The sequence below is a fragment of the Alkalibacterium thalassium genome (assembly GCF_900101165.1).
GTDB lineage: Bacteria > Bacillota > Bacilli > Lactobacillales > Carnobacteriaceae_A > Alkalibacterium > Alkalibacterium indicireducens.
In genome coordinates this window covers 68,356-81,925 of record NZ_FNFK01000002.1, presented here as the reverse complement: position 1 = coordinate 81,925, position 13,570 = coordinate 68,356, and the positions used below count along the sequence as shown (strand labels likewise).

At 43.6% G+C, this 13,570-nt stretch carries 10 protein-coding genes and 1 pseudogene; 9 read left to right on the top strand and 2 right to left on the bottom strand.

Features of this window, described 5'->3' with window-relative positions:
* Window positions 1–19 precede the first annotated feature (19 nt).
* The 9 genes and pseudogenes from infB to lepA all read left to right on the top strand — a co-directional run bounded on the left by infB (window position 20) and on the right by lepA (window position 11,927).
* A complete protein-coding gene (infB, locus tag BLR76_RS01230) occupies window positions 20–2,485 on the top strand; it encodes a translation initiation factor IF-2 (protein ID WP_091264461.1) in 2,466 nt (821 codons plus the stop codon).
* Between the two features lie 48 nt (window positions 2,486–2,533).
* Window positions 2,534–2,890, top strand: a complete 357-nt coding sequence (rbfA, locus tag BLR76_RS01225; protein ID WP_091264458.1) for a 30S ribosome-binding factor RbfA — start codon at window positions 2,534–2,536, stop codon at window positions 2,888–2,890.
* A 117-nt stretch (window positions 2,891–3,007) separates the two neighbouring features.
* Window positions 3,008–3,922, top strand: coding sequence for a tRNA pseudouridine(55) synthase TruB (gene truB, locus BLR76_RS01220; RefSeq protein WP_091264455.1), 915 nt, complete (start codon window positions 3,008–3,010; stop codon window positions 3,920–3,922).
* A 12-nt stretch (window positions 3,923–3,934) separates the two neighbouring features.
* A complete protein-coding gene (locus BLR76_RS01215) occupies window positions 3,935–4,891 on the top strand; it encodes a bifunctional riboflavin kinase/FAD synthetase (protein WP_091264453.1) in 957 nt (318 codons plus the stop codon).
* A 154-nt stretch (window positions 4,892–5,045) separates the two neighbouring features.
* Window positions 5,046–6,074, top strand: a complete 1,029-nt coding sequence (gene hrcA / locus BLR76_RS01210) for a heat-inducible transcriptional repressor HrcA (protein ID WP_091264450.1) — start codon at window positions 5,046–5,048, stop codon at window positions 6,072–6,074.
* A gap of 18 nt (window positions 6,075–6,092) precedes the next feature.
* Window positions 6,093–6,668 (top strand): annotated as a pseudogene (grpE, locus tag BLR76_RS01205) (nucleotide exchange factor GrpE); the annotation flags it as partial.
* A gap of 34 nt (window positions 6,669–6,702) precedes the next feature.
* On the top strand, window positions 6,703–8,529 hold the full coding sequence (gene dnaK / locus BLR76_RS01200) for a molecular chaperone DnaK (RefSeq protein WP_091264446.1): 1,827 nt from the start codon (window positions 6,703–6,705) through the stop codon (window positions 8,527–8,529).
* A gap of 167 nt (window positions 8,530–8,696) precedes the next feature.
* Window positions 8,697–9,860 carry a molecular chaperone DnaJ gene (dnaJ, locus tag BLR76_RS01195; RefSeq protein WP_091264444.1) on the top strand — a complete coding sequence of 388 codons (1,164 nt, stop codon included), beginning with the start codon at window positions 8,697–8,699 and terminating at the stop codon, window positions 9,858–9,860.
* Between the two features lie 243 nt (window positions 9,861–10,103).
* Window positions 10,104–11,927 (top strand): translation elongation factor 4, encoded by a 1,824-nt coding sequence (gene lepA, locus BLR76_RS01190; RefSeq protein ID WP_091264443.1) that lies wholly within the window; start codon window positions 10,104–10,106, stop codon window positions 11,925–11,927.
* 100 nt (window positions 11,928–12,027) lie between these two features.
* Here lepA and BLR76_RS01185 read toward each other — a convergent pair whose 3' ends face one another.
* A complete protein-coding gene (locus tag BLR76_RS01185) occupies window positions 12,028–13,161 on the bottom strand; it encodes a tyrosine-type recombinase/integrase (RefSeq protein WP_091264442.1) in 1,134 nt (377 codons plus the stop codon).
* Window positions 13,161–13,484 carry a hypothetical protein gene (locus BLR76_RS01180; protein WP_091264439.1) on the bottom strand — a complete coding sequence of 108 codons (324 nt, stop codon included), beginning with the start codon at window positions 13,482–13,484 and terminating at the stop codon, window positions 13,161–13,163. The genes BLR76_RS01185 and BLR76_RS01180 overlap by 1 nt, the downstream gene beginning before the upstream one ends.
* Window positions 13,485–13,570: the final 86 nt, after the last annotated feature.

Below are 13,570 nucleotides of genomic sequence, written 5' to 3'. Positions count from 1 at the left end.
TGAATGGGAAGGTGATTAAATGGGCAAAAAAAGAGTCTATGAATTCGCGAAGGAAAATGGTGTACCAAGTAAGAAAGTACTGGAAACAGCAGAAGGTCTAGGGATCAAGTACAGCAGTCACATGTCGACAATGAACGATGGGGATGTGGACAAGCTAGCTAAAGCAATTAAAGAACCGGTTAAACCTCAGAAAAAAGCGGAATCTTCCCAGTCTGGGTCAAAAGTATCTGCTCAGAATACAAGCAGATCGAACAACAGCAGGACTGGCCAGGCGAATCAGAATGCAAACCGCAATCAGCAGAAAAAATCGACTGGTTCAAATAGGTCACAGCAGAACAACCGACCGGCTCAATCGAACAAATCGAATCAGTCTGCCAACTCAAACAGACCGAATAACCGACCGAACAGTAAGTCTTCTGACAACCAGCCAAGCAGTAAGTCAGAAACTAAATCAAACAATAGAAAAGGACAATCCAACATAAATAAGTCTAATACTAAACCATCATCACAAAATAGAAATACGAATAAGAAACCGGACGCTAACCGTGCAGGGGCAGATGCTCCTAAACGCACTACTGACGAGAAACAGAAACAGCAGTTCGACAATAAGAAAAAACGCAACTCGCGTCAGCACCGCGGGATTCATGGCGGACCTGCAGGACGCAAGCGTAAAGGAAAAAAGAATCAGAAGTCACAGACACCTCCGACCCCACGTAAATTCAAAGAGCTTCCAAAAGTTCTTGAATATACTGACGGCATGACGATTGTAGAGCTGGCTAAGAAGATTCACCGTGAACCAGCTGAAATCGTCAAGAAGCTGTTCATGATGGGAGTCATGGCTACTCAGAACCAGTCTCTGGATAAAGAAACAATTGAACTTCTTGCAGCCGAATACGGTATGGATACAGAAGAAAAAGTTCAGATCGATCTGACTGACTTCGATACCTTCTTTGACCAGGAACCAGTAGAAGAAAACCTTGTTACCCGTCCGCCGACTGTTACTATCATGGGACACGTCGATCACGGAAAAACGACTTTACTTGATACTCTTCGGGAAACTAATGTAACAGAAGGGGAAGCTGGCGGAATCACTCAGCATATTGGTGCCTATCAGGTTGATGTAAACGGCAAGCTGATCACTTTCCTGGATACACCAGGACACGCTGCCTTTACTACTATGCGTGCGCGAGGAGCAGACATCACAGATATCGCAATCATCGTTGTGGCGGCTGATGACGGGGTTATGCCACAGACGGTTGAGGCGATCAACCATGCTAAAGCAGCTGGTGTGCCGATCATTGTAGCTGTCAATAAAGTTGATAAGCCGGGTGCCAATCCGGACCGCGTGATGCAGGAACTCACTGAATACGAACTTGTTCCAGAAGACTGGGGCGGAGATACGATATTTGTTCAGATTTCAGCACTATTCAACCAGAATCTGGAAGAACTGCTCGAAATGATCCTGCTTGTTGCAGAAGTAGAGGAGCTGAAAGCTGATCCTGAACGTCTGGCTATCGGTACTGTTATCGAAGCAAGACTCGACAAAGCTAAAGGACCTATTGCTACCCTGCTTGTTCAGGAAGGAACACTTAGACAAGGTGAGCCAATCGTTGTCGGGAATACGTTCGGACGTGTCCGTACTATGACAAACGATAAAGGGCGCCGAGTAAAAAGTGCTGGACCTTCTACACCAGTAGAAATCACTGGATTGAACGAAACACCACAAGCCGGAGACCGCTTCGTTGTCTTTGAAGATGAGAAGACAGCACGTCAAGTCGGTGAATCCAGAGCGTCTGCAGCAACAGAAGCGCAGCGTTCGACTACAAATAAAGTTACACTTGAGAATCTATTCGACAGTCTGGAAGAGGGAGAACTTAAATCAGTTAACGTTATTGTTAAAGCTGATGTACAAGGTTCGGTTGAAGCTCTGGCTGCCAGTCTTGAAAAAATCGAAGTTGAAGGCGTTAAAGTCAACATCATTCACACTGGAGTTGGAGCCATCAACGAAAGTGATATTACTCTGGCATCTGCAAGTTCTGCCATCGTTATCGGGTTCAACGTTCGTCCGACGATTCAGGCGAAAGAAAGTGCAGACCGCGAAGAAGTGGATATCCGTACTCACCGTGTCATCTATGATGCGATCGATGAAATCGAAGCTGCAATGACAGGGATGCTGGATCCTGAATTCGAAGAGAAAGTTACCGGTCAGGCTCAAGTACGTGAAACTTACCATGTGTCTAAAGTAGGAACGATTGCCGGATGTTTTGTTACTGACGGTGTGATCAAGCGTAACAGTTCCATTAGACTGATCAGAAATGGTATTGTACAGTATGAAGGGGAACTTTCAAGCTTGAAACGATTCAAAGATGATGCAAAAGAAGTAAGAAACGGATATGAGTGTGGATTGACGATCGAAGGCTATAACGATATCAAGGTTGATGACGTGATCGAAGCGTACGAAATGGTTGAAATCGAAAGAAAATAAATATATCCCATCAGATCCGAAATTATTTAAAAAGGACAGGTGAATACATTGCCGAACTATAGAGTAGGTAGAGTATCTCAGGAAATTCAGAAGGAAGTAACAGACATTCTCCGTAAACGAGTAAGAGATCCCAGAGTTGATGGAGTGACTGTAACAGGTGTAGACGTCACAGGCGATCTTCAACAGGCTATGATTTTTTACAGCATATTGTCTGAAGACGAGAGTGAAATAAAAAGCACTCAGGAAGGTCTTGATAAAGCAACTGGACTGGTTCGTAAGGAACTGGGCAGCCGTCTGACTCTGTATAAGACACCTGAACTGAAATTTTCAAGAGATGAATCGATTGCTTATGGAAACAAGATCGACTCACTTCTCAATCAAATAAAAAAAGAACATGAGGAATAAGTTTCTCTAACCAAATAAGCGATCAACTGAGCAGTAAAGAAGAGAATCTTTGTTTTTAAACATCGATTCTCTTTTCTTTTGCCAGTACATATATAAGCGGGTCAGAAGGAGGATATTATGGAAGGGATATTGCCTATATGGAAAGAAGCAGGAATGACCAGTCATGACGTGGTATTTAAACTGAGAAAGATTTTAAAGACAAAAAAGGTGGGTCATTCCGGAACCTTGGATCCAGATGTAGATGGCGTGCTTCCAGTAGCAATTGGAAAAGCCACTAAGATTATCGAGTACATGATGGACTCTGACAAGATTTATACAGGAGAAATTACATTGGGCTATTCAACTACAACTGAAGACCGCTCTGGAGACATCGTCGACCGTAGACCTGTTTCAGAAGCACTTTCTCTCGAATCAATTGATGCGGCGCTTGCTGCGCTGACCGGGAAGATTGAGCAGACGCCTCCAATGTATTCCGCAGTCAAAGTCAACGGCAAAAGACTTTACGAGTATGCCAGGAAAGGGGTCGAAGTCGAACGTCCGACGCGTACTATTGAGGTTCATGATTTTCAGAGGACGTCAGATCCAGTGTTTGATGAAAAGGAACAGATTCTCCGGTTTACCTTCGAAGTCCGTTGCGGAAAAGGGACTTACGTGCGTACACTGGCTGTAGATTTAGGCCAGTCCTTAGGTTATCCTTCACATATGTCTCAGCTTACACGTATCTCCAGCGGTGGTTATTCAAGCGAACAGGCCTTCACTTTAGCTGAAGTAAAGCAGCTTATGGAAGACGATAAAATGGACGCGGCGCTGTTTCCACTGGAAAGTGCGCTGACGGAAATTAAGAAACACGACCTGACGGAAGAAGAATATGCCAAGGTCAAGAATGGTGCACTGCTGGATAAAGCAGACTATGCATGGGATGAATCCGACCGGCTTGTTTTTATGAAAGAGAACAGAGCGGTCGCTATTTATGGCTCACATCCAAGTAAAAGTCAGTTTATCAAACCGATAAAAGTCTTACGAAATGAATAGTAGGTGGAACTCATGGAAATTATAAAGATTCATCATCCATATGATAAAAAAGATATATATTCCGGCGATATCGTTCTCATCCTGGGTTTTTTTGACGGGGTACACCGCGGACATCAGGCGGTCATAAAAAAAGGCGTACAGATTGCCGCTCAAAAAGGGATGAAATCGGCGGTCATGACATTCAACAGACATCCGGCTTTCGTTTACCGAAGCTTCGATCCGGACAAGCATAATTATCTGACTCCGTTGGATCGAAAAGAAAAGATCATGGAAAATTTAGGAGTAGATATCCTTTATGAGGTCGATTTCACATCCAGCTTCGGCCGTCTCTCACCGCAGGAGTTTGTAGATGACTATATAGTGAAATGGCATGCTAAAATCGTCGTTGCCGGGTTTGATTATACCTACGGAAAAGCCCACTTAGCCAATATGGATACCTTGCATGAGTATGCAGATGGGCGCTTTGATATTATTAAGGTGGAGAAAATGCAGGACGAACGAGATAAGATCAGCTCCACCCGTATCAGACGTTATATCGGTGAAGGTCAGATCGAACGGGCGAACAAACTACTGGGATACATCTATGAAACCAGCGGCTTCGTGATTCACGGGGATGCAAGGGGAAGAGAACTGGGCTATCCTACGGCCAATATCTATCCACACCCGTACGTCATGGTACCTAAACGTGGCGTCTATGCTGTCAGGATGCGAGTCAATGGAAAATGGCATGATGGTATGGCCTCAATAGGCTACAACCCGACATTCGGTCATCGGCCGAGCTATTCGATCGAAGTCCATCTCTTTGATTACAGCGAAGAGATATATGGCGAAGATGTTTCAGTCAAATGGGTCTCATATCTGAGAGACGAGATCAAGTTCGACTCTGTCGATGCTTTAATCGAAAGACTGGATCAGGATGAGATAGAAGCGAGAGAGAGTTTGGCAAAGGTCAAAATAAATCAGATTTAATTGTTGACAGACAAGAGTCTATTTGATAAATTATAGATGTATTAGCAGTCGGCTTGTTCGAGTGCTAATTTAATAAATAAATTGATGCGGTGTGAGTGCTCAGCTAGTAAATCAATACGTTTGAAGTCTGTCTTCGTGCCAAGGAGTGATGCACATGTTGACAAAGAGGCAAATAAATATACTTGATGCTCTCATCAGACTCTATACGTCTACAGGGCATCCAATCGGGTCGAAAACAATCATGACTGAAACGGCTATCGATGCCAGTTCCGCAACAATCAGAAATGAACTGAGCTTTCTTGAAAAACTTGGATTCATCCAGAAAACTCATTCGTCTTCAGGACGTGTTCCGTCGATGAAGGGGTACCGGTATTACATCGATCATCTCGTGAAACCTCAGGAAGTAGCTGAGGACAAGCTGCAGATCATTAATGAAGTCCTTGGTAATCATGTCAAGCAGATGGATGATATCATGAATCAGTCAGCCAAGCTGCTGTCCGACTTGACCAGTTATACTGCGATCGTTCTTGGGCCGAAAGCCGAGTCCAGTCGCCTGACCGGATTCAGACTAGTTGCCTTGAATGATAATCTGATTATGGCAATTGTTCAAACAGATGGCGGACTGATAGAGAATAAAGTCTTCAGACTGCCGAAACCGATCGATGAGTCTGATATGGTCAAAGTGGCCAATATATTCAATCAGCATCTGGTCGGCCTGCCTTTAATGGAGGTCGCTAGAAAACTGGAACAGGACATTCCGTTCTTAATCAGAAAGTATGCGTCCAATGCGATGGATATGTATCTGTCGCTTGAATCGGCGTTCAATGCTTCTGCAGAAGACCGTTATCATGTTTCCGGCAAGATGAATCTGCTGGATTTCACTGAAGACATGGACAAACAGCAGCTTAAATCCTTATATTCTCTACTGGACAATAAAGGAAACCTCAATGTGCTGATCGATCCGATTCATGAAGATTTCGTCGTGAAGATAGGTGACGAATTCGACAACGAACTGTTTACCAACTTCAGTCTGGTGACCGCAGCATATCAGGTCAGCGGCCATGGCCGAGGGATACTTGCCGTGTTAGGTCCGACCAGCATGTCCTACGATGAGACATTCGGCGTGCTGGATGTATTCAGAAAACAGCTGACACACACACTATTAAATTACTACCTGGAATAATAAGGAAAAGAGGAATGTCACGTGGATGAAAAAGATGAAAAAGAGTTGAATGAAGACGTATCGTCAAAACAGGAAGAAACAGCTGACGAAGACATTCAGCTTGAAAACGATGAGAAGTCCACAGAAGAAGAGAGCAGCGGGACTTCTGAACTGGAAGAAAAGCAGAAAGAACTGGACGACCTGACAGACAGATATTATCGTCTTCAGGCAGAACTGGCAAACATCCGTAGACGTAATCAGCGGGACCGCGAAGAACTTCTTCGCTACAGCTCACAGTCTCTGGCGAAAGAACTACTTCCTGCACTGGACAATATCGAACGTGCTTTAAGTATCGAAGTCGATACTGAAGCAGGAGAAAACCTGAAAAAAGGTATTGAGATGGTCTACAACAGCCTGCAGCAGGCCTTAGAAAAAGAAGGGATTGAAGTAATCGATCCTGTTGGAGAACCGTTTGATCCCAACTATCACGAAGCGTATACGCAAGTACCTGCGAATGAAGATCAGGACAGCAATGAAGTGGCTCAAGTTTTTGAAAAAGGCTATAAACTGCACGATCGTGTGTTACGTGCAGCCAAAGTATCAGTTACATTATAAAAAAATTCTATAGAAAGCAAAGGGTGATTTAAAAATGGGTAAAGTAATCGGAATCGACTTAGGAACAACGAACTCAGCAGTCGCAGTTCTTGAAGGCGGCGAAGCTAAAATTATTCCTAACAAAGAAGGAAACCGTACAACACCATCTGTTGTAGCATTTAAAAATGGAGAAATACAAGTAGGGGAAGTGGCTAAGCGTCAGGCTATCACAAACCCGAACACTGTCATCTCTATCAAACGTCACATGGGTGAAGATTTTAAAGTTGAAGCTGAAGGCAAGACGTATACTCCTCAGCAGGTGTCAGCATTCATTCTTCAGCACTTGAAAGATTATGCAGAAGATTACCTTGGTGAAGAAGTCACAAACGCAGTTATCACTGTACCTGCATATTTCAATGACTCACAGCGTCAGGCTACAAAAGATGCTGGTAAAATAGCAGGTTTAGAAGTTGACCGTATCGTAAACGAACCGACCGCTGCTTCACTAGCTTACGGTCTGGATAAAGTAGAAAAAGATGAAAAAATTCTGGTATTTGACTTAGGTGGCGGAACATTCGACGTATCTATTCTTGAACTGGGAGACGGCGTATTCGAAGTTTTGGCAACCGCCGGAGATAACCACCTAGGTGGAGATGACTTTGATGAAAAAATCATCGACTACCTAGTTGCTGAATTCAAGAAAGAAAACGGCGTTGACTTAAGTAAAGATAAAATGGCTCTTCAGCGTCTGAAAGATGCAGCTGAAAAAGCTAAAAAAGATTTGTCAGGTGTATCTTCTACACAAATTAGCTTGCCGTTCATCAGTGCAGGAGAATCAGGTCCATTGCACCTTGAAATGACTCTGACACGTGCCAAGTTCGACGAAATCACTGATGACCTGGTTACACGTACGAAGAATCCTGTCCGTCAGGCACTTAAAGATGCAGGACTGTCCAAATCTGACATCGATGAAGTCATCCTTGTTGGAGGATCAACACGTATTCCAGCTGTTATTGAAGCTGTTAAAGCTGAAACAGGAAAAGAGCCTAACCGTTCTGTAAACCCTGATGAAGTTGTTGCTATGGGGGCAGCTGTCCAAGGTGGAGTTATCTCAGGAGAAGTAAAAGACATTGTTCTACTTGACGTAACCCCTCTATCATTAGGAATCGAAACAATGGGCGGAGTATTTACTAAATTGATTGAGAGAAATACTACGATCCCAACAAGTAAATCTCAAGTATTCTCTACTGCTGCAGACAATCAGCCTGCGGTTGATGTGCACGTTCTTCAAGGTGAGCGTCCAATGGCTAAAGACAACAAGACACTTGGTCGCTTCCAGTTGACGGATATTCCACCAGCACCACGTGGTGTGCCTCAAATTGAAGTGACATTCGATATCGATAAAAATGGTATTGTAAATGTTTCTGCTAAGGATCTCGGTACAGGTAAAGAACAGAAGATTACGATCAAGTCTTCATCTGGTCTTTCTGAAGAAGAAATTGAGCGTATGGTGAAAGAAGCAGAAGAAAATGCAGAAGCAGACAAAAAACGCAAGGAAGAAGTAGAACTGCGTAATGAAGCTGACCAGCTTGTCTTCCAAATCGACAAGACATTGAAAGAACTTGAAGGTAAAGTTGATGAAGCGGACATCAAGAAAGCTGAAGAAGCTCGTGACGAGTTGAAAACTGCACTTGAGAACGATGATCTTGAAGAAATCAAGACGAAGCGTGACGCACTGAATGAAATCGTTCAGGAAATGTCAGTTAAACTATACGAACAGGCTGCAGCTCAGCAGGCAGAAGCTGAAGGAGCAGAAGGCGATGTTCAGACAGACGACAACGTAGTCGATGCAGACTTTGAAGAAGTAGATGACGAAGAATAATTGAAGTGAGATTTGAAGAGAAGAAAGCACTTTTAAAGCACCACAAATAAGTGCTTTCTTTCTTTTTGAAAAGAGATACAGAGCCCCTGTAGCTGCTGTGCAAGAAGCCTAACAATCGTAGGACTCAGCTCTACAGAGACGCGTGACAGTAGCAATGGAGGGATAGTATGCCTGAAAAAGAAGATTTTTATGACCTACTAGGAGTTTCTAAAAATGCTTCTAAAGATGAAATTAAAAAAGCTTACCGCAAGCTTTCTAAAAAATACCACCCGGATATCAGTGACGCTCCGGATGCCGACGAGAAGTTCAAGCAAATCTCGGAAGCCTACGAAGTGTTGAGTGATGACCAGAAGCGTGCAGCATACGATCAGTATGGACATGCCTCAACTGATCCGAACTTCGGTGCAGGCGGCGGCTTTGGTGGCGGGTTCGGCGGTGGCCAGGGTGGCTTCGGCGGCGGATTCGAAGATATCTTCGACCAGTTCTTTGGTGGGGGCGGTTCAAGACGCCGTAACCCAAATGCACCCCGCAAAGGTGAGGATCTGCAGTATGTCATGGATCTTAAGTTTGAAGAAGCTATTTTTGGTAAAGAAACAACGATTCGATACAATCGTGAAGAAACGTGTGATACGTGTGCCGGATCCGGTGCAAAACGAGGTACCAGCCCGCAGACCTGTTCGCAGTGTCAAGGTGCGGGTGCGGTAAACGTTGAGCGTAATACACCATTCGGACGTGTCATGACTCAGCAGACCTGCCCGACATGTAATGGATCTGGACAGGAAATCAAAGAAAAATGTACGACTTGTCACGGTTCGGGTCACACTAAAAAACAGCATTCTGTTAAAGTGACTGTACCTGCCGGTGTTGAAGACGGCAATCAGATGCGCGTGCAGAACCAGGGCGATGCCGGAGTCAACGGTGGCCCTTATGGCGACCTGTATGTCGTATTCCGAGTCGAACCATCTGAACTGTTTGACCGGAGAGGATCAGAAATATATTACGAACTACCGATCAATATCGTTCAGGCTACTTTGGGTGATGAGCTTGAAGTACCAACTGTACACGGCAAAGTGAAGTTCAAGATCCCCGCTGGAACTCAGCCAGGTACAACGTTCAGACTGAGAGGCAAAGGTGCACCAAGACTGAGAGGAACAGGTAATGGCGACCAGCACATCAAAGTCCGTGTCGTTGTTCCTGAAAAAGTCACTGAAGAACAAGCTAAACATCTGAGAAACTTTGCGCAGGCCAGCGAGTATGAGGACGTGGTCGAGCAGGTGGATGGCTCGTTTTTTTCGAGAGTGAAGGACGCCTTTAAAGATAAGAATAAATAAAGTGAAACGCGCTCTCATTAAAGCAGGCCAGTATGTCTGTATTAACGAGAGCGTGATTTTTATCGTATATATGATATATTCTATTATCTATAGATTTGAGTAAAGAAATGTGAAAGCATTCAGGTTATAAAGTGTGACAACAGAGACCAAGATCATTCAGTAGGTCAGACAGAGATTGTACTCTCTTGCCATCGTTGGTATAATAGTAAGGAATGTTTTTAGAGGAATGAGGAAAATATAGCAATGGATAAAAAACAAGCAAGAGAACGACAGAAGAAAATCAGAAACTTTTCGATCATTGCCCATATCGACCACGGGAAATCTACGCTGGCTGACAGAATTCTTCAGTTGACTCATACAGTAGCTGACCGTGAAATGCAGGATCAGCTCCTTGATTCCATGGATTTGGAAAGAGAGCGTGGAATCACAATCAAGCTTAATACAGTCGAAGTACAGTATCAGGCTAAAGATGGGGAAACTTATATCCTTCATCTGATCGATACACCTGGACACGTCGACTTCACATACGAAGTCTCACGTAGCCTGGCTGCCTGTGAGGGAGCCATTCTAGTGGTAGATGCGGCACAAGGCGTTGAAGCACAGACGCTGGCTAATGTCTATCTTGCACTGGATAATGAACTGGAAATCCTTCCGATCATCAATAAGATCGACTTACCTGCTGCAGATCCTGAGCGTGTAAGAAAAGAAATTGAAGACATCATTGGACTGGACGCAAGTGAAGCTGTCCCAGCCAGTGCTAAAAGTGGAATAGGGATCGAAGAGATCCTTGAACAGATCGTGGAGAAAGTACCTGCACCAGAAGGGGACATCGATAATCCGCTGAAGGCTCTGATCTTTGATTCTGCCTATGATGCCTATAGAGGGGTAGTCCTGAACATCCGAGTGATGGATGGTACACTCAAAAAAGGTGATACGATTCAGCTGATGAGTAACGGCAAGAAATTTGAAGTCACTGAAGTTGGTGTGCATTCACCTAAGCCAGTCGAAAGAGACGCGCTGATGGTTGGAGACGTCGGATACGTCACAGCTAACATCAAGACCGTCAAGGACACCCAAGTAGGTGATACGCTGACTTTAGCCAACAATCCGACAGATAAGCCACTGCCTGGTTACCGTGAAATGGTACCAATGGTATTCTGCGGTATGTACCCGACGGATTCTTCAAGATATGAAGACTTGCGTGAAGCGCTTGAACGTCTGCAGTTGAACGATGCGGCACTGAAATTCGAAGCAGAAACGTCTCAGGCTCTAGGATTCGGATTCCGTTGTGGATTCCTTGGCATGCTTCACATGGATGTTATCCAGGAACGTCTGGAGCGTGAATTCAACCTTGATCTGATCACAACAGCACCATCTGTTATTTATCACATCAACAAGACCGATGGCGAACAGATCACTGTTTCAAACCCTGCGGATATGCCAGAACCACAGGAAATCGAATCAGTAGAAGAGCCTTACGTCAAAGCGACGATTACCGTACCAAATGATTATGTTGGTGCCGTCATGGAAATCGCTCAGCGTAAGCGTGGCGACTTCATCACGATGGAATATCTAGACGACATTCGAGTCAACGTCATGTACTACATGCCGCTGTCTGAAATCGTTTATGACTTCTTCGACCGTCTGAAATCAAGCACTAAAGGCTATGCGTCTCTGGACTATCAGGAAGCCGGCTATCGCGTCAGCAACCTGGTCAAGATGGATATCCTGATTCACGGAGAAAAAGTCGATGCCTTGAGCTTTATCGTGCACAAGGACTTCGCTTACGCCAGAGGACGCTCAGTTGTAGAACAGCTGAAACAGACGATTCCAAGACAGCAGTTTGAAATTCCAATTCAGGCTGCAATCGGTCAGAACATCGTTTCCCGCTCAACAGTTAAAGCCTACCGTAAAGACGTTACGGCCAAGTTGTACGGAGGAGACGTCACCCGTCGTCAGAAACTTCTGAAGAAACAGAAAGCCGGTAAGAAGAGAATGAAGAACGTCGGAAACGTGGAAATTCCGCAAGAGGCGTTTATGTCTGTTCTTAACTTGGATGACGAATAAACGTTGATATAACAAGGTTGGCTATTTGTTAATACCCTTGAAAATAGAGATTTGCCATCATTTTGCCATCATCTGTCGGCAATTGATGGCAAATCTTCTTTTATTTCATCAAGTTTTCAAACAAATCGACCGTTTCCTTTTTAGTCTTTTTAGTTAGGTGGGAATAGGTATCCATTGTTGTGCTTATTTTGGAATGCCCTAGTCGCTCCTGGATGGCTTTTATTTTCGCTCCGCCTTCTAAGAGGAGTGTGGCATGGGTATGTCGGAAAGAATGGAAATTAAATTCGATTCCAGTGTCTCTTCGTGTTTTATGAACATGCCAGTTTATTGAATAGGGGGTGACTAATTCTCCATTTTCTTTCGTACATACATACTCATTATCGATATAATGCTGGCCATAAAATAATTTATTCTCTAACTGTCTTTTTCTATGCTGTTTAAGAGCATTGACCAAATCGTTTCCTATTCCGATCGTTCGATAGGATGCCTGAGTTTTTGGTGTACCTTCTTCATAACCCTCGTCGTTCATGATAACTATCCTGTTAACTGTTATAGTCTGTTCTTCGTAGTTAATATCACTCCATTTAAGCCCGCATACTTCTCCCCGTCTCATGCCGGTATAAAAGGCGACCATCATAGGAATGTAAAACGGATTAGCTGGACTAACGCTATCTTTTAATCGTTTGAATTCATCAACAGTTATTATCTTTAAATCTTCTTTTGTTACTTTATGTCGTTCATCAAATTTTGGCATACTTATAAAACGGGTAGGGTCTTGTTGGATATATTGGTATGGGAACACTGCACGTCTAAATGCTCCGTTGAGTACAGTTTTTATTATGGCCAACGTTTTTTTAGACAATCCTTTTTCAAAGTTAATATCTATAACTTTCTGAAGAGTGGAAGGTTGTATACTTTTTAATCGGTACCCTCCAATGTAAGGATAGATGTGTTTATCTAAAATGTTTCTATAATTCTTATGCGTATTGTATTTGAGGTTACGCAATACATAGTCATCGTACCAAAACTCTAAATAGTCTTGAACGCTTATGTTCGTGTCGTTGAATACCGCTCCAGATTTCTCATATTCACTGATAGCCTTTCTTAAAGCAGCTAAAGCCTCAGCTTTGGTATCACCACCAGCACGCTCAATAATTTGCCGTTTCCCGTTTATTGGTGCAGCGTCAAAAAAGTAATACCATCGATTGCCTCTTTTTCTTACAGATCCTTTCATCATTTATCATTCCTTTTATAGATAGAGTAGGGGAGTTTAACGTGCAATTGATTGTCTTCATGGTCCATGTAGATGTCTTCTGTTTTATTTAGCTCGATATCTGGATAAATGAACCCAGCAGTTTGTATCTCTTGCCAGTCTCTAGAACTAGTGCGCTGGTCGTTGTACCGTCGTATTTTCAAATGGATGTAATCGTCATAGTAATAAGCAAACATTGACATCTGATGATTCACATCATAAGTCCTGATATCATTGGCTTTGGATCTAGTCAGACTTTTTATGATAAAGTCCGATTCAAGTGTCGTCATATCGATAATAAACATAGTTTTTGCCTCTTTTCCCGTACTTTTATATGTAGAAGTACGAACTTGTGTTCTTTTTTAGTTGAAAAGAAAAGGCCGAAGCCTTT

What these genes read in the sequence shown, in the direction of transcription:
- infB (WP_091264461.1), top strand. Translation starts at nt 20, where the DNA reads ATGGGCAAAAAAAGAGTCTATGAATTCGCGAAGGAAAATGGTGTACCA.
- truB (WP_091264455.1), top strand. Translation starts at nt 3,008, where the DNA reads ATGGAAGGGATATTGCCTATATGGAAAGAAGCAGGAATGACCAGTCAT.
- BLR76_RS01215 (WP_091264453.1), top strand. Translation starts at nt 3,935, where the DNA reads ATGGAAATTATAAAGATTCATCATCCATATGATAAAAAAGATATATAT.
- hrcA (WP_091264450.1), top strand. Translation starts at nt 5,046, where the DNA reads ATGTTGACAAAGAGGCAAATAAATATACTTGATGCTCTCATCAGACTC.
- dnaK (WP_091264446.1), top strand. Translation starts at nt 6,703, where the DNA reads ATGGGTAAAGTAATCGGAATCGACTTAGGAACAACGAACTCAGCAGTC.
- dnaJ (WP_091264444.1), top strand. Translation starts at nt 8,697, where the DNA reads ATGCCTGAAAAAGAAGATTTTTATGACCTACTAGGAGTTTCTAAAAAT.
- lepA (WP_091264443.1), top strand. Translation starts at nt 10,104, where the DNA reads ATGGATAAAAAACAAGCAAGAGAACGACAGAAGAAAATCAGAAACTTT.
- BLR76_RS01185 (WP_091264442.1), bottom strand. Translation starts at nt 13,161, where the DNA reads ATGAAAGGATCTGTAAGAAAAAGAGGCAATCGATGGTATTACTTTTTT.
- BLR76_RS01180 (WP_091264439.1), bottom strand. Translation starts at nt 13,484, where the DNA reads ATGTTTATTATCGATATGACGACACTTGAATCGGACTTTATCATAAAA.